Origin of the sequence: Pelobacter propionicus DSM 2379, assembly GCF_000015045.1 — a bacterium.
In the GTDB taxonomy this organism is placed as follows: domain Bacteria; phylum Desulfobacterota; class Desulfuromonadia; order Geobacterales; family Pseudopelobacteraceae; genus Pseudopelobacter; species Pseudopelobacter propionicus.
The window spans coordinates 777,128-795,728 of record NC_008609.1 but is presented as its reverse complement, the minus strand read 5'-3'; the positions used below and the strand labels follow the sequence as shown (position 1 = coordinate 795,728).

Genomic DNA, 18,601 nt, shown 5'->3' with positions numbered 1-18,601 from the left:
CGTCATAACGGGAGGTGAGCTGCATGGCTCAACAGATCTATGTTATCGGACATACGAATCCGGACACGGATTCCGTCGCATCGGCCATGGCCTATGCAGAGCTGAAGCGGCGCCTGGGCCATGACAACGTGACCGCCGCCATGTCGGGTGAGCCCAATCCCCAGACCGGCTACATCCTGGAACGACTGGGCCTCCAGCCGCCGCTCTGCATGGCCGACGTCCACCCCAGGGTCAGGGACATCATCTCGCGTCAACCCATAATCGCCCGGAGAGAGATGCCCCTGAGAGACGTGCTGCAGCTCTTCCACCGCCACTCCATCAGGGTCCTGCCGGTGGTGGATGAGCACGACAGGCCGGTGGGCATGGCTTCACTGCTCAAGCTGTCGGAAAAATACCTGGTGGCTGGCACCGGGCGCAAGCGGGGTGTGGACACATCGCTGCGCTCACTGTGCGGCTGCCTCGAAGGGGAGTTTCTCTCCGGCCGGGCAAGCGACGAACTGGAGCATCTGCACCTCTTCATCGGCGCCATGGTGGAAGATTCATTCTCGGAACAACTGGCAGGCTACGACACCTCCTCGCTGATGATCATGACCGGGGACCGCCGCTCCATACAGCAGGCAGCCATCGACCTTGGGGTACGTCTGCTGGTGGTGACCGGCGGTTATGCGGTCCCCGGGGAACTCCTGGACAGGGCACGTAACAACGGCGTCACCGTCATCTCCACCCCCCATGACACCGCCACATCCGCCTGGCTGGCCCGCCTCTCCACTCCTCTGTCATGTTTTTTCGAGCCGCACTTCGAAAAGATCGAGCTTGGTGAATCCCTGGCTCAGCTGCGCCTCAAGCTGCTGCACGGGGGGCAGCCGGCGGTGATCGTCACCGACGAGAACGGAACCATTGCCGGAGTCGCCACCAGGTCGTCACTGCTGACACCGATCCCCTACTCCCTGATCCTGGTGGATCACAACGAGTTGACCCAAGCCGTTCCGGGTGCGGAGACCGTGGAGATCCTGGAGGTGATCGACCACCATAAGCTGGGAAACCCGCCCACCAGCCAGCCGATCTCCTTCATCACCTCACCGGTGGGCAGCACCTGCACGGTGGTGGCCGGGCTGTACCGCCAGCAGGGTATTGAGCCTGAAAACACTATCGCAGCCCTTCTGTTAGCCGGCATCCTCTCCGATACCGTGATCCTCAAATCGCCCACCACAACGCCCCGCGACCAGGAGATGGTCACCTGGCTCGAAAGCCTGGCCGGTCTCGACCATCAGCGCTTCGGCAGGGAAATCTTCTCCGCCTGCGGCGGCTTTTCCGCCCATGCTTCGCTGAACCGTGCTGTACGCTCGGATTTCAAGCACTTCACGCAGGACCAGGTCAGGTTCGGCATCGGACAGGTGGAGGTAGTCGGTTTTGACGAATTTCACGAGCTGAAGGAACAGGTGCGCGAAGAGCTGAAACGCATCCGGGAGGAGGACCGCCTGCAACTGGCTGGCCTGATGGTAACCGACATCATCAGCGAAACAACCCTCTTCCTGGCTGAGGGCATTGAGGAACTGGCCCATGTCATGGGCTGTCCCCATCTGGAGCCACAGCTCTATGAACTCAAGGGTGTCATGTCGCGCAAGAAACAGATGCTGCCCCATCTCTTGAAGGTGCTGGCCCGCCTGCAGGGTTAACTTTTCCACACTTTTTTGCGCTTTTTTTCTCCCCGGGGTTGCATTGCCGCGAAGCTGAGGTAACCTAGGTACCATCTTTCAGCGGGAGTTTCCTTGAGGGGATGCCGATGGAGGATCACGTTGGCCGGCAATCAGCCGTTCAGGGGCATGACAGACAACAAAGGAGAGAACAGGAAATGGCAACAGGAACAGTCAAATGGTTCAACGAGAGCAAGGGTTTCGGATTTATCGAGCAGGATGACGGCAGCGGCGATGTCTTTGTCCACTTCTCCGCAATCACCGGCAGCGGCTTCAAGACACTGGCCGAAGGAGAGAAGGTCACGTATAACGTCGTCAAGGGCCCCAAGGGACTACAGGCCGAAGAGGTTCAGAAGCAGTAGTACTCCCCCCTCCCCAAAAACAAAAAACCTGCATTCGCAGGCTTTTTTTATTGTCACGGCATGTTCAGCAGGCTCACGACCGGTGCCGGACAGCATGGCAACCGATTTCACACCCCCCTGATGGTGAGCAGATGGTGGCCGACCCAGTTGCGGGAGAACTGGTAGGCGGTCCTGCCGCAGCGCTTGCTCTTCTCCTGGGCCCACTTGATGGCTTCGTGTTCAAGTTCGCTGGACCAGGGAATTTCGATCTTGTTCTGACGGGCCTCACGGGCAATGCAGAGCCTGACCGCGTCGATGTAGCGCTCCTGGGAGAAAGCGTAGAACGCAACCCAGATGCCGAAACGGTCGGAGAGAGACACCTTCTCCTCCATGGCCTCGCTCTGCTGCAGTTCGCCGCGGACAAACTTGCCACCCAGATGATCGGTTTCGTATTCGGGGAGCAGGTGACGCCGGTTGGAGGTAACGTAGATCAGCACATTCTCCGGCGCCGAATAGACAGAACCGTCCAGGGCGCTCTTCAGCATCTTGTAACTCAACTCTCCCACCTCGAAGGTCAGGTCGTCGCAGAGCAGGATGAAGCGGTAGGGTTCGTGCTCAACTGCATTGAATATCTCCGAGAGATAGATCAGGTCTTCTTTCTCCACCTGAATGAAACGCAAGCCCTGGTGGGCGAACTCGTTCAAAAGCGCCTTACAGAGGGATGATTTGCCCGAACCGCGCGACCCCCACAGCAGGGCATTGTTGGCGGGAAGGCCGGCCAGAAACTGGCGCGTATTGTTAATCATGATGGTCTTCTGCTCCTCGACGCCAAGCAACTCGTCCAGGGTGGTAGTATCGGTAAACTTTACCGGTTCCAGATAGCCGGAGAAGGAGTGTCGCCGCCAGTTGGCGGCATGGGACTTGGACCAGTCAATGGCGGGGATTGCCCGTGGCAGCAGCATTTCCACCGAGCTGAGCACACGTTCAAGCTGGGCAATGAGTTCAGGCTTCAGATTCATAGTGGTCTTCTCTCTCTGTTTGTTGGTTTTTCAACATCCACATTAAGGAAAAGTGTATACAGTATTAGCGTACCGGCTGTCAAAGCAAAAATAGCGCAATTTCCCATGTTTCGGCTGTTCAGCACGGCGAGAGGTCCAAAGAAAGCCGGCCCCGCGGGCCACTGCCGACGGAGCCTTTTTTCATGCACCGCAACGGGTCAGCGCTTCTTGCCGCGCCTCTCCGAGCGGGCCCGCATGGCATCGGCCAGCGTTCCCATTCCGGCGGACGACCCTCCAGAAGAACGGTACTCCTCCAGGGTGGTGGCTTCCTCTTCCTCCGCGCGCGCGGCACCGGCCAGGGCCAGGGCTATGCGCCGGCTTTCGCGATCGATACCCTCGACCTTGACCTCCACGGCCTGTCCCTCGCTGAGCACCTCGCGGGGATGGCTGATCCGCTTTCCACCGCCCAGCTTGGAGATGTGGATCAAACCGTCCAGCCCGCAGGGCAGGGTGACAAATGCGCCGAAGGGGGTCAGGCGCGCCACGGTGCCGCTCTGGAACGACCCCTCGGGATGCTGCTCAGCCACCTGATCCCAGGGATCCACCAGGGTTTCCTTTATGCTCAGGGATATGCGGTTCCTCTCTTGGTCAAGGCTCTTGACGACCACTTGCACCTTTTGGCCGACGGAGAGCAGTTCGGCGGCATCCTTGACCCGGCTCCAGCCGATCTCTGAGAGCGGAACCAGCCCCTCCAGGCCGCCGATATCCACAAATGCCCCGAAATCCCTAAGCGAACTGACCGTGCCGTCCAGCGTCATCCCCTCGCTGATGGAGGCCCAGGCCTCCTCCCTCATGCGCTGCTGTTCCTCCTCCAGCAGTACACGGCGGGAAACCACAATGTTGCGCCCCTTCTCGCCATACTCGGTGATACGGAACGTCAGGCGGCTGCCCACCAGCGACTGGTGATCGTCGCTGCGGCGCAGGGCAATCTGGGAAAAAGGGCAGAAGGCACGCGTAGAGCTCCCCAGCCGGATCTGATAGCCACCCTTGATCTCCTGCTCGACCTGCCCCTCCACGGGCACCCCGCTCTGCCAGGCAGCTTCCAGCTGGGCATTTCCCGCCGCGCCCCCACCCAGCCTGGTGGTAAACCGCATCTCACCCTGGCGGGACGAAAGAAAATAAGCGCTGATCGAATCGCCCTCTTTGACGGTACAATTGCCTTCCTGGTCGAGGAACTCCTTGCGATCGATGACCCCCTCCCCCTTCTGGCCACAATCGATAAAGACCCATTCTGCACTCACTTTCAGGACCCGTACATCCAACTTCTGCCCCGGCTCAAGCCAGCCACCCTTCCGACTGCAACTCTCCTCGAACAGCTGGGCAAAGCTCTCCTCGCTCTCCTCCTGTTCGCTTGTTCTCTCAAGATCACTGTTTTCGATCATGGCCTGCTCCTGTGCATGGTTTGATATCTGCTATTAATGAGCCACGACCGGCATACAAAAAAAGGAGAGCAGTATCGCTCTCCCGTTTTCTGTTCGCTCGTGACGAGACTCTACTTCTCGTACTTGTACAGAATGATCGACTCACCACCGGAGTGCACTTCGAACTCGCATTCCACCCCTTCACCGCACACCTCCGGTGAACAGGCGCGAATAACTTTCAGCTCCAGCTGACATTTTCCGTTGTTGCAAACAAGGACATCTCCCTCTTTAACCTGCATGGTGCACCTCCACGATTTTCAATAGTGTCTACCGTTTTGCTTGATACAGCAGTTGCCCCATCCACCACGGGGGTGATAAAACCATCCGAGCGCCCGGTTGCCGATCAACCGGGCGCTCGACTCAGGCATTACAGGCCGAGCTGCTTGAAGAAGTCGTTACCGTTGTCATCCACCAGGATGAAGGCGGGGAAGTTCTCCACTTCGATCTTCCAGACCGCTTCCATGCCCAGTTCCGGGAAGTCGATGCACTCGACCTTCTTGATGTTCTCCTCGGCCAGAACTGCGGCAGGGCCACCGATGGAGCCGAGATAGAAACCGCCGTGCTTCTTGCAGGCGTCCGTAACCTGCTGGCTGCGGTTACCCTTGGCGATCATGATCATGGAGCCGCCGTTTGCCTGGAGCAGGTCAACGTAGGAGTCCATGCGGCCCGCGGTAGTGGGCCCGAAGGAGCCGGAAGCCTTGCCTTTGGGGGTCTTGGCCGGACCGGCGTAGTAGATCGGGTGTTTCTTCAGGTAGTCGGGCAGCGGCTTGCCGCTGTCCAGAATTTCCTTGAACTTGGCATGGGCGATGTCGCGGCCCACAACAATGGTTCCGGTCAAAAGCAGCGGTGTGGAAACCGGGTGCTTGGTCAACTCGGCCAGGACTTCCTGCATCGGCTTGTTCAGGTCGATCTTGACGCCGTGCTCATGCTTGCCGCGGAAACGATCGGGAATCAGACGCCCTGGGTTGCGGTCCATCTCCTCGACAAACAGACCGTCCTTGGTGATCTTGGCCTTGATGTTGCGATCGGCCGAACAGGAGACCGCCATGCCCACCGGGCAGGAGGCGCCGTGGCGGGGGAGACGGATAACACGCACGTCATGGGCGAAGTATTTGCCGCCGAACTGTGCGCCGATACCGAGTTTCTGGGCAGCTTCCAGCATCTTGTTCTCCAGCGCGATGTCACGGAAGGCCTGGCCGTGGGCATTACCCTCGGTGGGAAGCCCGTCCAGTTCCTTGGCCGTCGCCAGTTTGACGGTCTTCATGCAGGCGTCGGCGCTGGTGCCGCCGATGACGAAGGCGATGTGGTAAGGAGGACAGGCGGCGGTGCCCAGATATTTCATCTTTTCGATCAGGAATTTTTCCAGCTTCTCCTGGGTCAGCAGGGCCTTGGTTTCCTGGTAGAGCATGGTCTTGTTGGCGGAACCGCCCCCCTTGGCCATGAAGACGAATTTGTAGTAATCGCCATCGGTTGCCATGATATCGATCTGGGCGGGCAGGTTGGTTCCGGTGTTGACCTCTTTGTACATATCCAGGGCAACGGTCTGGGAATACCGCAGGTTTTCCTCGGTATAGGTCTTGTAGATCCCCTTGGAGATGTACTCTTCGTCCTTGACGCCGGTCCAGACCTGCTGCCCCTTCTTGGCAACGACCGTGGCGGTGCCGGTATCCTGGCAGAGCGGCAGGTCAAGCTGGGCCGCGATTTCGGCGTTACGCAGGAAGGCCATGGCAACACCCTTGTCGTTCTGGGACGCTTCGGGGTCGCTCAGTATCTTTGCCACCTGCTCATTATGGGCGGGACGCAGCAAGAAAGAGACATCCCTCATGGCCTCGTTGGCCAGTACGGTGAGCGCCTCGGGGCAGACCCGCACCACATCCTTGCCGGCGAACTGCTCGACGGTTACATATTTCTCCGAGCCCTCGATCTTGCGATACTTCGTCTCGTCTTTAGCGAGTGGAAAAGGATCCTGGTACTGGAATTCGGGTGTTGCCATCAGTGAAACTCCTTTCGTCGATAGTGTGGATGTGCATCAAAAGGGTGCTTCCGAATAGTCAATGCAGCATACTAGTTAAAATCGCGCTCATTGTCGAGTGTAAATTCACCCCGACGGCTCCGAATCCATGAATACGCTTAACTTGATATTTTTTGTGTAGTATGGTACCGCTATAACAATATTTGGTCATTCAGCATCGAGGTGGTGATCAGCATGTTCAAGAGTCTCCGCGAAGATATAAGCTCTGTTTTCGATCGCGATCCCGCGGCACGAAACGCCCTGGAAGTACTGCTCTGCTATCCCGGCCTGCACGCACTCTGGATCTACCGCATCGCCCACTGGTTCTGGGTCAGAAAGTGCTTCCTGGCTGGCCGCTTCATCTCGCACCTGGGCCGTTTCCTGACCGGCATCGAAATCCACCCCGGCGCCAGGATCGGACGCAAGTTCTTCATCGACCACGGCATGGGCGTGGTCATCGGCGAAACCGCCGAGATCGGAGACAACGTGACCCTCTACCATGGCGTAACCCTGGGCGGCGTGACCTGGGACAAGGTCAAGCGCCACCCAACCCTGGGGGACAACGTGGTAGTCGGATCCGGCGCCAAGGTCCTTGGCCCGTTTACGGTGGGCAGCGGCGCAAGGATCGGCTCAAATTCGGTTGTGGTGAAGGAAGTGCCCGAAAACGCCACCGTTGTGGGCATTCCGGGCAGAACGGTCCTGTCCCAGAAGCGGGAAGAGGGGCGGGTCGACCTGGAGCACGGCAACCTGCCCGATCCGGAGGCGAGGGCCATATCCTGCCTGTTCGACCAGCTCCGGGAACTGGAGCGCAAGTACGCGCTCCTGGCCAGGGAACATGAAGAACTGAAGAACGTCGTGGAGGCCTCCCGACGGGATGTGGCCACTTGACGGCTCCTCCCAAACCTGCCATAGTCGCCCCATGATAAAGCGTCAGACGACTATAAACCGCATCTTCAAGGTGACCGGCATCGGCCTGCACACCGGCCGCGAAGTCAACCTGGAATTCCTTCCCCGCCGGGAGTTCGGCATCGCCTTCGTACATAACGGCAACCTGATCCCGGCCCGCTACGACATGGTTGCTGACACGCGACTCTCCACACTGATCGCCTCCGGCGGCTCCTCCGTCTCCACCATCGAACACCTCATGGCCGCCTTTTATTTTTCCGGGATCACCAACTGCCTGGTCTACATCGACGGTCCCGAGGTGCCGATCCTGGACGGTTCGGCCTGGGAGTTCTACCAGGGGATGTGGAAGGCGGGGGTCTACGAATTCCCCGAAAGCGGGGTCTACCTGAGGGTGCAGCGAACGGTGGAGGTTAGTCATAACGACTCCTGGGTGCGCATGAAACCGCTCAACACCCTGGACATCACCATGACCATCGAGTTCCGCCAGCCGGTGGGCAAGCAGAAGAAGCGGGTCACCGACGTGGAAAACGCCTTCTCCATCATCAACTCGCGTACCTTCACCCTTGAGGAGGAGATCGAGGCCATCAAGAAGGCGGGGCTTGCCAAGGGGGGCTCCCTGGACAACGCGGTGGTCATCGGCGCGGACGACGTGATCAATCCCCAGGGGCTGCGCTACAAGAAGGAGTTGGTCAACCACAAGATCCTGGATCTGATCGGCGACCTGTACACCAGCGGCTACCGCATCCTGGGCAAGGTGGAGGCCAACAAGACCGGCCACCACCTGAACAACCTGTTCCTCAGGGAGCTTTTCTCCGACCCGGCCAACTACGCCATCTACTGAGCGTTTTCCCGTAGCGCCACAAAAATAGCCACCCTCGACCCGCTGTTGCGGGGAATCGGGGGTGGCTTTTTCCTGCCTCATGTTTATGCCGACTGTCAGACGTTGAAGCGGAAGTGCATCACATCGCCATCCCTGACAACGTACTCCTTCCCCTCCAGCCGCATCAGCCCCTTCTCCTTGGCACCCGCCTCGCCATTGCAGGCGATGAAGTCGTCGAAAGCGATTACCTCGGCGCGAATGAATCCCTTCTCGAAGTCGGAGTGGATCACGCCTGCTGCCTGGGGCGCCTTGGTCCCTCGGGTAATGGTCCAGGCGCGCACCTCCTTGACCCCGGCGGTGAAGTAGGTGATCAGGCCAAGCAGTTCGTAGCCACTGCGGATCAGCCGGTCAAGGCCGGCCTCGGCAAGCCCCATGTCATTGAGGAAGGCCTGTTTCTCCTCACCCTCCAGTTCTGAGATCTCCGCCTCCAGCTTGCCGCAGATGGTGACCACACCGGCCCCCTCCAGACTGGCGATCTGCTGCACCTGCCCCACAAAGGGGTGTTCACCGCCAAGATCATCCTCGGCCACGTTGGCCACGTACAAGACCGGCTTGTCGGTCAGGAGGTGCAGATCGCGCAACCAGAGACGCTCGTCCTCGTTTTCCGCCACGCCGCGCACGTTCTTGCCCTGATCAAGCAGATCCCTGACCCGCTGGTAGAAGGCGGCCTCATCTTTCAGCTTGCGATCACCGCTCCGACCAGCCTTTTCGGCACGCTGCAATTTCTTCTCCACCGTCTCCAGGTCGGAGAGCCCCAACTCGGTATGGATGGTATCGATGTCCGCAGCCGGCGACACACGTCCGTTGACATGAACCACATTATCGTCATCGAAGCAGCGCACCACATGGATGATGGCATCAACGCTGCGGATATGGCCGAGGAATTGGTTGCCCAGCCCCTCCCCGGCGCTGGCTCCCTTGACCAGACCGGCGATATCGACGAACTCAATGGTGGTGGGCTGGATACGCTGCGGATTGACGATGGCCGACAGCTGATCCATGCGCGGATCCGGCACCTGCACGATCCCCACATTGGGGTCGATGGTGCAGAAAGGATAGTTGGCCGACTCGGCGCCGGCGGAAGTCAGCGCATTGAATATGGTGGATTTCCCCACATTGGGGAGACCGACGATACCGCAGTTGAAACCCATAAAGACTCGCCTTTCATCTGGGAAATCACTTTTCCAGGAAATTTCTATTATTGAACAGACTCATGGCCTTCGGCAGCCCCTGATCCAGCAGCATTTCCAGCATTTCCAGGCCGCCATCCAGAATACGGGGAAGGAGTTCCATCTGCTCCGGCGGCATGCTGCCCAGCACGTAGTTTACCGTGTCGCCATGGAGTGGCCTGCCAATGCCAACGCGCAGACGGATGAAGTCCCCCTTGCCCAACTGCTCCATGATGGAGCGCAGGCCGTTGTGGCCGCCGTGCCCCCCACCCTGCTTGAGGCGGACGGTGCCGAAGGGGAGATCAAGATCGTCGTGAACCACGATCGCCTGGGAGAGGGGGAGCTTGTAGAACTGAAGCGCCTGCATGACCGACCGGCCGGAGAGGTTCATGAAGGTCTGGGGTTTCAGGAGGATATGGCGGCAGTTGGCGCGGCTCCACTCACCCGCCAGGCCTGAAAAGCTCTTGCGGGTTATGCTGACATTCTCCAGATGGGCCAGGCGATCCAAAAAAAGGAAACCCGCGTTGTGGCGGGTCCATTGATAGTGGGAGCCGGGATTACCCAGCCCCGCTATGATATGCATGCTCATTGAATGTGACGCTGGCCGGACTAGGCTTCGGCGGCCTCGGCAGCGGCCTCAGCCTCTTCCTTGACCCTGCCGAGAACGCTGACCACCGGAGTTTTGGGGTTGTCGAGAACCTTGACCCCCTCGGGAAGCGCGATCTCGCCGACGTGGATGGAGTGCGCGACAGCCAGGCTGGTCACGTCGATCTCGATGTGGTCGGGGATGTTGCCCGGCAGGCATTCCACATGCAGTTCGTGGTGGGCAAAATCCAGAAGACCGCCTTCCTTGACGCCGATGGCGGTGCCTTTCAGAACCACCGGCACGGTGACGCGCAGCTTCTCGCTCATGTTGACACGGTGCAGGTCGACGTGTTTGTAGGTACCCTTGACGGCGTCACGCTGTAGGTCGGCGACGATCGCCATGGACTGATCCAGGCTGCCCCCCCCGACCAGGGTAATCAGGTTGTTCTGTCCACCCTCGCCGGCCATGGCCGCCTGAAGTTCACGGTAGTTGATGCTCACCGCCATGGGGTCCATCCCCTTGCCGTACACAACACCCGGAACCATATCGGCACTCCTCAGCTTGCGGCTGATGCCCTTTCCGGTCTTCGATCTCAGCTCAATGTTCATCTGTTTCTGTTGCATACCTTCCTCCACTGTTAGTGGTGGGCATCCCCACCTACTCGTTGTATTGTCAACTCCGTCAAATCGTGGCAAGCCAATCCGCCCGGTGCGGACTGGGGGGTTATACGAAGAGCGAACTGACCGATTCATCCTGGTGAATGCGCTTGATGGCCTCAGCCAGCAGATCGGCCACGGAGAGAATCTTGACCTTGTCGGTCTGCTCCTGCCTTTCGCCCAGCGGAATGGTGTCGGTAAGAACAATTTCCTCGATATCCGAATTATTTATCCGCTCGATGGCGGGGCCGGAGAGCACCCCGTGGGTCGCGCAGGCATAGATGGCCTTGGCGCCGTTCTCCTTGAGCGCTTTGGCGCCCTGGGTCAGGGTGCCGGCAGTGTCAACCATGTCATCCAGGATGATGGCGACCTTGTCGCGCACATCGCCGATCAGGTGCATGATCTCGGCCACGTTGGGTCCGGTGCGGCGCTTGTCGATGACCGCCAGGGTACATCCCAGACGCTTGGCGAATGCCCGGGCGCGCTCGGTGCCGCCGGCATCGGGCGAGACCATGACAACCGGCTGCCCCTCGAAGCGGCTCTTCAGGTAGCTGAGTATGACCGGGGCGGCGTAGAGGTTGTCCACCGGAATATTGAAGAAACCCTGGATCTGGCCGGCATGCAGGTCGATGGTCACGACCCGGTCGACACCGGATGTGGTGATCAGGTCAGCCACCAGCTTGGCGGTAATGGGGGTGCGCGGCGCGGCCTTGCGATCCTGGCGGGCATAGCCGTAATAGGGGATCACCGCGGTGATGGTGGCAGCCGAAGCCCGCTTGAGGGCATCGGCCATGATCAGCAACTCCATCAGATTGCTGTTGGTTGGCGCGCAAGTGGACTGGATGATGTAAACATCGCGGCCGCGAACATTTTCTCCAATTTCGACCATGATCTCGCCGTCGGAGAAGTTGCGCACCCGTGCTGCGCCAAGTTTGACGCCGAGGCTTGCGCAGATGCTGATTGCCAGTTTCTGATTTGAGTTACCGCTGAAAACCCTGATCTTATCCTGCATGATTCTGCCTACCTTTCACCCGGCTAATAATCTGATAAATCATAAAAAAGCAAATGAGAGCTATACTAAAACAGGCAAAAAAAAGCAACATCTTTCACAGAACAAACAGCCAGGCAGGGGCACTGCGGACCGGAAGGCCAACAAGCGGCATACTATTCACCGGCCTTGATATTCCCCGCCCCTTCGGTCGCCAGTCCGTTCAGACTCAATCACAGAGGGGGGGAATCAGTCGCTATTGATAATATCCCCAGCCACCTCGTCGAGTCCATCCACCCGCTCCATGAGCTCAGCCACATTAATTTGCTTCAGGTCGATGCCGGCAAAACTGACGCCGGGCGTGTCGCCGGCCTGACTGCTGTAGGTCATGATGTTGGAGAGGTAGACCATCTCCACCAGCCCCCGATGCATGACGGCCCGCTCCGGCTCGTGGTGGAAGCGGATACTCTCCTGAATCGCCTCGTCGAAATTCCATTTGCGGGCCAAAAGATAGCCGATCTCCGCGTGGTGACCATCTATCAGCTTCTGGCGCACATCGTCCTCCAGCAGGTAATCGGAGAGCATGTCCAGCATAACGGTTTTGCCGATATCGTGCAGCAGGCCGCAGATAAAGGCCCGCTCGTAATCTCCGCGCATGTCCTGGGCTATCTGGCGGGCGATCATGCCGCACACCAGACAGTGCTGCAGGACTTTCCTGATTTCAACGGTGTTTCTGGGGCTGAAACTGCTTAATGAGTGGACCGTGACGATGCTGATCAGCGATTTGAACCCGATGAACAGCACAGCATCCTTCAGGGTCGTCACCTTTCCGCTTCTCCGATAGAAGGGAGAGTTGCAGATCTTGAGGATCTTGGCGGCAAGTATCTGGTCGGTAATGCATTCAACGATCTCGTCAATGGAGACGTTGGGGCTGTCCATCTTCGACACGATGCGCTGCATGATATCGGGAATGGGAGGAAGATCCAGGTTGCCGTGCTCGATGTTGCGGACGATTTCCACCACGATACGATCGCTGTCCACACGGCTATTCTGATGGGTTTCGTCGAACTTTTGAAGCGACTCAAGCAGGAGCTGGGTCGAACTGAGCCTGACCGGGCCGTTGAGCACGAAACCGGGCAACTCGTCGATGAATTCGAACAGTCCGGTTTCCCAGCTCAGTGCGTTGATCAGCGCCGCTTGGGCCACCAGCCTGAGAATTTCCTCCAGTCGCGACAAGGAGACGATCCCCTCCGAGTAGAGGTAACCAATAAAGGGAAGACCGAGCATCTCCGAGTCGGACAGCACTTCGTGCAGCTTCTGTTGGCTGATGAGCGTTTCGAACTGCAAAAAATCCGCGATACGCTCACCCTGGCAGTCCGACCAGACAAAGATTATCTGGCCATCCTGAAAGTAGATTTTTTTCTGGTGATCGTCCTGAAACAGAATCAGGGTGCCGCTGCGCTTGCTGTTGTCGGCCCACTGGATGATATCCATGACCGACATGAGGCTCAGGTTTCCGTGGATTGTTCGCATCGTTTATCCGTTCCGTCCGTAACGTCCTTGCTTGCCCTCTTGCGCTTACAACTACCGCCATGGAGTATAGACATTTTTTCGAGCAATGTAATGCAAAACTCCCTGCCAACTCACCCCCGTTGCGGAATAACGATCCTCTCCGCAACGGCAAATTCCAGGAACGACAGGGCGTCTTCCTCAGGCACCCCCAGATTCGCCGCAATACGGCCGCAGGGAGTTCTGCCGTCCAGTTTTTCAAGCAGCCGGAAGTAGGGCTCAATCAGCGACTCGGTACAGACATCGTCGCCACGGGGATAGATGGCGGCCCATGATCCGCTGCAAGGGGCATGGGCGACAAAGGCTCCGATATCAGGTTCGCCAGCCTCCAGGATATCCAGGATCTCGTAGTTGAACCGTGCCAAGCGGGTGGAGGGGGCCAACCGGGCCGGAAGGGTCAGCAGCCGCGTCCGCCCCAGGCCGCGAAAGGGGGAAGGTTCCAACGGCGCCAGCAGTGCCGCGGCATAGTGGTGATGGTAGTCGACCAGATCGAGCACCAGCGCCAGCAGGCGCTTTAGCTTTTTCGTATCAAACGCGGCAGTCAGCCAGTCGCGCTGCAGCTTCCAGATATCACCGTCATCCAGAGCCTCCTCGGTTATGCCCGGCCCCTTTTCCCGTGCCAGCCACTCGCCGAAGCGCCCCAGGAACAGGGACGGCCTCACCCCCAGGGCGGCCATGACGCTGTTGAACCACGCCACTGCCTTGCCACGGGTATAAAAGACGTCGCAGGCGAGTGCCAGGCGGCGCGCCTGTCCAAGGTCTGCCGCACTGAGCGTGGGGGACGAGAGCAGCGTGTAGGGGGGCTCGGCCAGGTGACACAGCCCATCAGCATCCGCACGGGCGGCCAGGGCGGTTCCCGGCAGGATAGCCAGGGGGAATATGTCCAGGTGGTTCGGATAGAGGGAGAGGGCGTAGTCGACGCTCTCCCGAAACCCCTCCAGGCTGTCGCCGGGCAGGCCGTACATCAGGTCGAAACCGAACACCGCCCCGGAGCGGTTCAAAAGCGCCACTTTGGCCGCGAACGCATCCCGCCTGAAACTTCGCCCGACCTGCCTCAGCACTCGGGGATCAGCGCTCTGCAAGCCGATCTGCAGCGAGCAGGTGATCCCGGCGAAGAGCCGGGCCATCTCGCCATCGAGGAATTCGCAGCGCACCTCGAAGTGAAAATGGGTACGGGGAGCGATCTTCCTGATCAGCCGCAGGATCGCCTTGGCGCGGCCGACGTCCTGATTGAAGGTGGAATCCAGCACGAACACCTGGGAAACTTCCGCCGCAGCGAAATACCGAAGCTCCGCCTCCACCCGCTCCAGGGAGAAACGCCGCACGCCGCTCTCGCCGCGGGCGTCGTAGCAGAAGTCGCAGGAGAAAGCGCACCCCCGCGACAGTTGCCAGAGCACGCCACAATAGCGGGACGCATCCAGCACGCCGCTCAACCAGGGAGAGGGAATGGCATCCAGATCAGACAGCACACCGCGGGGTGACGGGAGTTTGCCCTCCCCACCGGCAACGACAACCCCCGGGATTCCACCCACCCCCTTGCCTTCGGCAAGGGCCAGACAGACATCCACAAAGGTTACTTCCCCTTCCCCCGCCACCAGGAAGTCCAGCCCCCCTCCATCCAGCAGGGCGCGGGGATCGGCGCTGGCCTCGGGCCCCCCGGCGAAGAGCAGCGTTCCCGGCAACAGGCGACGCAGCTCTTCCGCAAGAGTCAGGCATTGGGCGCGATTCCAGACATACAGGGAGAAACCGACCACATCAGGCTTCAGGGAGAGCAGTTCGGCAACGCACCCGGCAACATCTTGATGGAGAAAAAAATCACGCAGCAGCACGTCCACCGGATTACGGGAGGATGCATATTCCCGCTGATAGGCGGCAAGAAAACCATTGGCCAGAGGGACAGCCTGAGGAGATGGATAGGGATGGATGGCAACGAGGATAACGCGCATGGAACAGGAGACCTTTACGAGCTCAGAAGAACTGAGGGGGTGCGGAGAATGGAGTCGGGGCATCCTCGCCTGCGACCGGAAGGTAGATATTGAACGTGGCCCCTTCCCCCACAGGCGACGTGGCGCTGATCATTCCTTTGTGCTTGCGTATGATCGTATGGCAGAGGGCCAGACCGAGCCCCATGCCCTTGCGGTTCCACATCTCCTTGGTGGTGAAGTAGGGATCGAAAATCCTGGGCAGATTGTCGGCGGGAATCCCGCCCCCCGTATCGCTGAAGGCGATATGAACGTAGCGGCCGGCGGGAAGCGGTAGCCCGTTTTTTGCCGTGATGGTCAACGTTGCGCCGGTGATGCGCAGCGTGCCCCCCTCGGGCATGGTTTCGACGGCATTGACCGTCAGGTGCGATATGACCTGCTTCATCAGCGCCTCATCCATGGTGACGTGCGGCATGTCATCCGGCAGATCGAACTCGCCGGTGATGGCAGTCCCCTCCAGCTCGGAGGAAACCAGCGGCAGGATCAGTGGCGCCAGGGGGGCGGCGCGCAACAGGGCGACTCCTCCGCGGGAAAGGAGCAGGAGCCGCTGTCCCAGCTCGCTGGCCTGGCCGGAGATCTTCTCCGCCTCGTCCAGATATTCCCGTGCCTCGCTGTCGGCTTCCACGCTCATCCTGGCCAGGAAGATGTATCCCATGATGGACTGGAGCAGGTTATTGAAATCGTGGGCCATGCCACCTGCCAGAATGCCCACCGCCTCCATCTTATGGGCCTGGCGCAACTGTTCTTCCAGCCGGGTCTGGCGTTCCTCGCTCATTTTGCGGTCAGTGATGTCGAGGCACATGGCCACGACCCCCTGATAACCATCCTCGTCGTCGATGAGTGCCGCGGCTGAGATGATTGTCCAGACATCCCTGCCATCTCTGTGCTGGAAGCGGCGCTCATAGCGTTCGGAGCCCCCCTCTTTGCGGAACCTCATCCGAACTTCATGGTCGGCAAGCTGGTCCGGACACATGAACGAGCTTATCGGATGCCCAACCATCTCCTCGCCGGGATAGCCGAACATCTCCCCCACGCGGGGATTGACATAGATGATGCGGTCGTCTGCATCCAGCATCCAGATCCCCTCGTTGGCGGTGGTGGAGATCAGGCTGTACTTGTCTTCACTCTGCTTCAGCGCCTTGACCTGACGATAGACCAGCAGTCCCAGCGTCCCCACCAGCACGACCAGCAGCAGCGCCCCGGCGGCACTCTTGGCGGAACGCGCTCTCCAGCGCGCCAGCACATCATCCTCCCGCAGCGAAACGACGGAGACCACCGGATAACGGTTCGAGAAGCGATAGGACACGATCCTGCTGGTTTCATCCACAAGCCCCTGTTCCATATGGATGGTGCCGGCATGGGGACGCTTGGCAAGCTCTCTCCTGATCGTATCCGTTGGTGGAATGATCTTATCCATGAACGCCTTATAGAACGGTTCCAGGGTCAGGACGGCACCGTCCTTGCGGAACAGGAAAATCCGGTCATGGGTGCCCAGTTCGATGGAGCGGTAGAAATCATTCAAATGGAGCGGGTCGATGGATATACCCACAATCATGCGCAGCGAGCCGTCCGGATTGGAGATCCGCTTGGTCAGGAAAATGAGCCAGTCGCCGTCTATCAGGCTGTTGGGAGATCGACTGATATACGGGGCAGTATCCCGGCTGTTCAGGTGGTGCTGGAAATACTCGCGGTTGACGAGGTTGAGGCCGCGGACCGGAAAATCGGATGAAGAAGCGTGGAGGCGGCCGCCAGCGGTGGTCGCGAAGAGGAAGGGGCTGTTGGGGCTCTTCAGCCGGTAGTTGACGAGGAGGCGATGCAACTGGCGTTCATCGGGCATGGCGCGGGACGAGCGCTCCTGAAGATGTTGGATGAGGTCGTCCAGGGTGTTTTCCGCGTTGCTGAACGTGTATACGGCATGCTCGTTGAGCGCGGTGGCGAATCCGCGAGACAGGCGTTCCGCGGAAAGGATGACCTGCCCGTAGTCAGAGGTGATGTCGAAGAGGACTTTCCCCACAAAGACAACCGTCACCAGAATGACCAGGATCAGGATGCGCTTGCTCATGACAGAAGGAAACCGTGACATTAACGCCCTCGTGACAATCACATTCCATTATTCAAGTCTCTGTATGAAGGGGGGGACGGAAACTACATGACAAATAATGGGGGAAACAGCCATTTACCTACAAACAACGGGAATGGTGCATATCAAATCTGATTACTATACAGTAAAAAAACAGGCATTCAAGCGATTAGGCTCGAATGCCTGTTTTTTATTGGCTGGGGCGCCAGGGATCGAACCTGGGAATGCCGGAATCAAAATCCGGTGCCTTACCGCTTGGCGACGCCCCAACAAGCTATGTCATCCGCCTTAGAATAAACGGAGTAATTCAGAAGGTTCAGAGAGTCTCAGCCACCGCCGCGAACCATCCACTCCCCTCGACCAGTTCCGCACGGGCCGCTTCCGCACCCTCCCGGTCGCGGAAGAGCCCGAAGACCGTGGGGCCGCTGCCGGACATCATGGCACCCAGGGCACCCTTGGCCAGCATGGCGCGCTTGATGTCGGCGATCACCGGGAAAGCAGGAATGGTCACCGACTCCAGATCGTTGGAAAGCATGGAGCAAACGTCCTCGACCGTGCTGAAAAACTGGGGGAGTTTAGCCAGCTCGCCACGGCTTGTCAACCGCAAATTTTTGTACACCCAGGCTGTCGAGACATGCACACCCGGATTCACCAGCAGCACCCAGAGCGCGGGCATGGGCGGCATGGCCCGCAACTGCTCGCCGATCCCTTCGGCCAGGGCTGTTTTTTTGAAAATAAAGAACGGCACATCAGCGCCCAGCTTGACGCCGATGCGCATCAGTTCCTGATCCGTGAGCCCCAGCTCCAGAAGTTGGTTCATTCCCATCAGCACCGTGGCTGCATCACTGCTGCCGCCACCCAGGCCGGCGGCCACCGGGATGTTCTTGACGATGGAGATGGTCGCCCCCTGTCCGCCGGCGGCCAGATCCAGCATGGCGCGGGCCGCTTTCCAGGCGATATTGCCGGGACCGTCAGGCACGCCGTCTTTTCCGCAGCACACGGACAGTTCCGGGCTGTCGGTCAGAGCGATGGCTATCTCGTCACACAGGTTGACCCGCTGCATGACCATGCGCAGGTCATGGTACCCATCGGGGCGGCGTCGAATGACATCCAGCAGATAGTTGACCTTGGCTGGGGCTTTGAGTGTCAGGCTTTTCACGTTAACCGTCCGCTCCTCTTGAAAAAGTCGTTTGCGCCCCCAATCTACCGGCAAAGGGGAGGACAAATCAAGCCAAAAGAGGATCGGGCGGAGGAACAGCG

16 protein-coding genes and 1 tRNA gene are annotated in these 18,601 nt (G+C 59.2%); 4 read left to right on the top strand and 13 right to left on the bottom strand.

The annotated features are described in order from the left end of the window. Nucleotides 1-23: 23 nt before the first annotated feature. Together PPRO_RS03690 and PPRO_RS03685 are read left to right on the top strand one after the other, a co-directional pair. Nucleotides 24-1,676 (top strand): putative manganese-dependent inorganic diphosphatase, encoded by a 1,653-nt coding sequence (locus tag PPRO_RS03690; RefSeq protein ID WP_011734695.1) that lies wholly within the window; start codon nucleotides 24-26, stop codon nucleotides 1,674-1,676. A 176-nt stretch (nucleotides 1,677-1,852) separates the two neighbouring features. Continuing rightward, on the top strand, nucleotides 1,853-2,056 hold the full coding sequence (locus PPRO_RS03685) for a cold-shock protein (RefSeq protein WP_011734694.1): 204 nt from the start codon (nucleotides 1,853-1,855) through the stop codon (nucleotides 2,054-2,056). A 107-nt stretch (nucleotides 2,057-2,163) separates the two neighbouring features. Here PPRO_RS03685 and PPRO_RS03680 read toward each other — a convergent pair whose 3' ends face one another. The 4 genes from PPRO_RS03680 to PPRO_RS03670 form a co-directional block, all read right to left on the bottom strand. Next, complete coding sequence (locus PPRO_RS03680; RefSeq protein ID WP_011734693.1) at nucleotides 2,164-3,054, bottom strand: ATP-binding protein; 891 nt, start codon at nucleotides 3,052-3,054, stop codon at nucleotides 2,164-2,166. Nucleotides 3,055-3,251: 197 nt separating this feature from the next. Continuing rightward, nucleotides 3,252-4,475 carry a 30S ribosomal protein S1 gene (gene rpsA, locus PPRO_RS03675; RefSeq protein WP_011734692.1) on the bottom strand — a complete coding sequence of 408 codons (1,224 nt, stop codon included), beginning with the start codon at nucleotides 4,473-4,475 and terminating at the stop codon, nucleotides 3,252-3,254. Nucleotides 4,476-4,585: 110 nt separating this feature from the next. Then, nucleotides 4,586-4,753 carry a hypothetical protein gene (locus tag PPRO_RS20755; protein ID WP_157039927.1) on the bottom strand — a complete coding sequence of 56 codons (168 nt, stop codon included), beginning with the start codon at nucleotides 4,751-4,753 and terminating at the stop codon, nucleotides 4,586-4,588. Nucleotides 4,754-4,881: 128 nt separating this feature from the next. Beyond that, the gene (locus tag PPRO_RS03670) at nucleotides 4,882-6,507 is read right to left on the bottom strand and encodes a fumarate hydratase (RefSeq protein ID WP_011734691.1); all 1,626 of its coding nucleotides are present in this window, start codon (nucleotides 6,505-6,507) and stop codon (nucleotides 4,882-4,884) included. Nucleotides 6,508-6,720: 213 nt separating this feature from the next. Here PPRO_RS03670 and cysE point away from each other — a divergent pair, with 213 nt between their 5' ends. Together cysE and lpxC are read left to right on the top strand one after the other, a co-directional pair. Then, complete coding sequence (cysE, locus tag PPRO_RS03665) at nucleotides 6,721-7,413, top strand: serine O-acetyltransferase (RefSeq protein ID WP_011734690.1); 693 nt, start codon at nucleotides 6,721-6,723, stop codon at nucleotides 7,411-7,413. A gap of 31 nt (nucleotides 7,414-7,444) precedes the next feature. Further along, nucleotides 7,445-8,272, top strand: a complete 828-nt coding sequence (lpxC, locus tag PPRO_RS03660; protein ID WP_041532112.1) for a UDP-3-O-acyl-N-acetylglucosamine deacetylase — start codon at nucleotides 7,445-7,447, stop codon at nucleotides 8,270-8,272. 95 nt (nucleotides 8,273-8,367) lie between these two features. On the opposite strand, the gene ychF is transcribed toward lpxC, so the two are convergent. From ychF to ispE, 9 genes are all read right to left on the bottom strand, one after another. Beyond that, complete coding sequence (gene ychF / locus PPRO_RS03655) at nucleotides 8,368-9,462, bottom strand: redox-regulated ATPase YchF (RefSeq protein ID WP_011734688.1); 1,095 nt, start codon at nucleotides 9,460-9,462, stop codon at nucleotides 8,368-8,370. Nucleotides 9,463-9,487: 25 nt separating this feature from the next. Beyond that, nucleotides 9,488-10,069: an aminoacyl-tRNA hydrolase gene (gene pth / locus PPRO_RS03650; RefSeq protein WP_011734687.1), complete on the bottom strand. Its 582-nt coding sequence runs from the start codon at nucleotides 10,067-10,069 to the stop codon at nucleotides 9,488-9,490. Nucleotides 10,070-10,089: 20 nt separating this feature from the next. Then, complete coding sequence (locus tag PPRO_RS03645) at nucleotides 10,090-10,689, bottom strand: 50S ribosomal protein L25 (protein WP_011734686.1); 600 nt, start codon at nucleotides 10,687-10,689, stop codon at nucleotides 10,090-10,092. 100 nt (nucleotides 10,690-10,789) lie between these two features. After that, nucleotides 10,790-11,734: a ribose-phosphate diphosphokinase gene (locus tag PPRO_RS03640; protein ID WP_011734685.1), complete on the bottom strand. Its 945-nt coding sequence runs from the start codon at nucleotides 11,732-11,734 to the stop codon at nucleotides 10,790-10,792. A gap of 225 nt (nucleotides 11,735-11,959) precedes the next feature. Further along, entirely contained in the window at nucleotides 11,960-13,243 is a 1,284-nt protein-coding gene (locus PPRO_RS03635) for an HDOD domain-containing protein (protein ID WP_011734684.1), read from the bottom strand. Nucleotides 13,244-13,353: 110 nt separating this feature from the next. After that, entirely contained in the window at nucleotides 13,354-15,225 is a 1,872-nt protein-coding gene (locus tag PPRO_RS03630; RefSeq protein ID WP_011734683.1) for a B12-binding domain-containing radical SAM protein, read from the bottom strand. A gap of 22 nt (nucleotides 15,226-15,247) precedes the next feature. Next, nucleotides 15,248-17,323, bottom strand: coding sequence for a PAS domain S-box protein (locus PPRO_RS03625; RefSeq protein ID WP_041532111.1), 2,076 nt, complete (start codon nucleotides 17,321-17,323; stop codon nucleotides 15,248-15,250). Between the two features lie 212 nt (nucleotides 17,324-17,535). Next, nucleotides 17,536-17,610 (bottom strand) — tRNA-Gln (locus PPRO_RS03620). A gap of 47 nt (nucleotides 17,611-17,657) precedes the next feature. Beyond that, the gene (gene ispE, locus PPRO_RS03615) at nucleotides 17,658-18,500 is read right to left on the bottom strand and encodes a 4-(cytidine 5'-diphospho)-2-C-methyl-D-erythritol kinase (RefSeq protein WP_011734681.1); all 843 of its coding nucleotides are present in this window, start codon (nucleotides 18,498-18,500) and stop codon (nucleotides 17,658-17,660) included. Nucleotides 18,501-18,601: the final 101 nt, after the last annotated feature.

Bases quoted from the DNA above. Each gene is read 5' to 3' on its own strand.
- PPRO_RS03690 (WP_011734695.1), top strand. From the start codon at position 24: ATGGCTCAACAGATCTATGTTATCGGACATACGAATCCGGACACGGAT.
- PPRO_RS03685 (WP_011734694.1), top strand. From the start codon at position 1,853: ATGGCAACAGGAACAGTCAAATGGTTCAACGAGAGCAAGGGTTTCGGA.
- PPRO_RS03680 (WP_011734693.1), bottom strand. From the start codon at position 3,054: ATGAATCTGAAGCCTGAACTCATTGCCCAGCTTGAACGTGTGCTCAGC.
- rpsA (WP_011734692.1), bottom strand. From the start codon at position 4,475: ATGATCGAAAACAGTGATCTTGAGAGAACAAGCGAACAGGAGGAGAGC.
- PPRO_RS20755 (WP_157039927.1), bottom strand. From the start codon at position 4,753: ATGCAGGTTAAAGAGGGAGATGTCCTTGTTTGCAACAACGGAAAATGT.
- PPRO_RS03670 (WP_011734691.1), bottom strand. From the start codon at position 6,507: ATGGCAACACCCGAATTCCAGTACCAGGATCCTTTTCCACTCGCTAAA.
- cysE (WP_011734690.1), top strand. From the start codon at position 6,721: ATGTTCAAGAGTCTCCGCGAAGATATAAGCTCTGTTTTCGATCGCGAT.
- lpxC (WP_041532112.1), top strand. From the start codon at position 7,445: ATGATAAAGCGTCAGACGACTATAAACCGCATCTTCAAGGTGACCGGC.
- ychF (WP_011734688.1), bottom strand. From the start codon at position 9,462: ATGGGTTTCAACTGCGGTATCGTCGGTCTCCCCAATGTGGGGAAATCC.
- pth (WP_011734687.1), bottom strand. From the start codon at position 10,069: ATGAGCATGCATATCATAGCGGGGCTGGGTAATCCCGGCTCCCACTAT.
- PPRO_RS03645 (WP_011734686.1), bottom strand. From the start codon at position 10,689: ATGCAACAGAAACAGATGAACATTGAGCTGAGATCGAAGACCGGAAAG.
- PPRO_RS03640 (WP_011734685.1), bottom strand. From the start codon at position 11,734: ATGCAGGATAAGATCAGGGTTTTCAGCGGTAACTCAAATCAGAAACTG.
- PPRO_RS03635 (WP_011734684.1), bottom strand. From the start codon at position 13,243: ATGCGAACAATCCACGGAAACCTGAGCCTCATGTCGGTCATGGATATC.
- PPRO_RS03630 (WP_011734683.1), bottom strand. From the start codon at position 15,225: ATGCGCGTTATCCTCGTTGCCATCCATCCCTATCCATCTCCTCAGGCT.
- PPRO_RS03625 (WP_041532111.1), bottom strand. From the start codon at position 17,323: ATGAGCAAGCGCATCCTGATCCTGGTCATTCTGGTGACGGTTGTCTTT.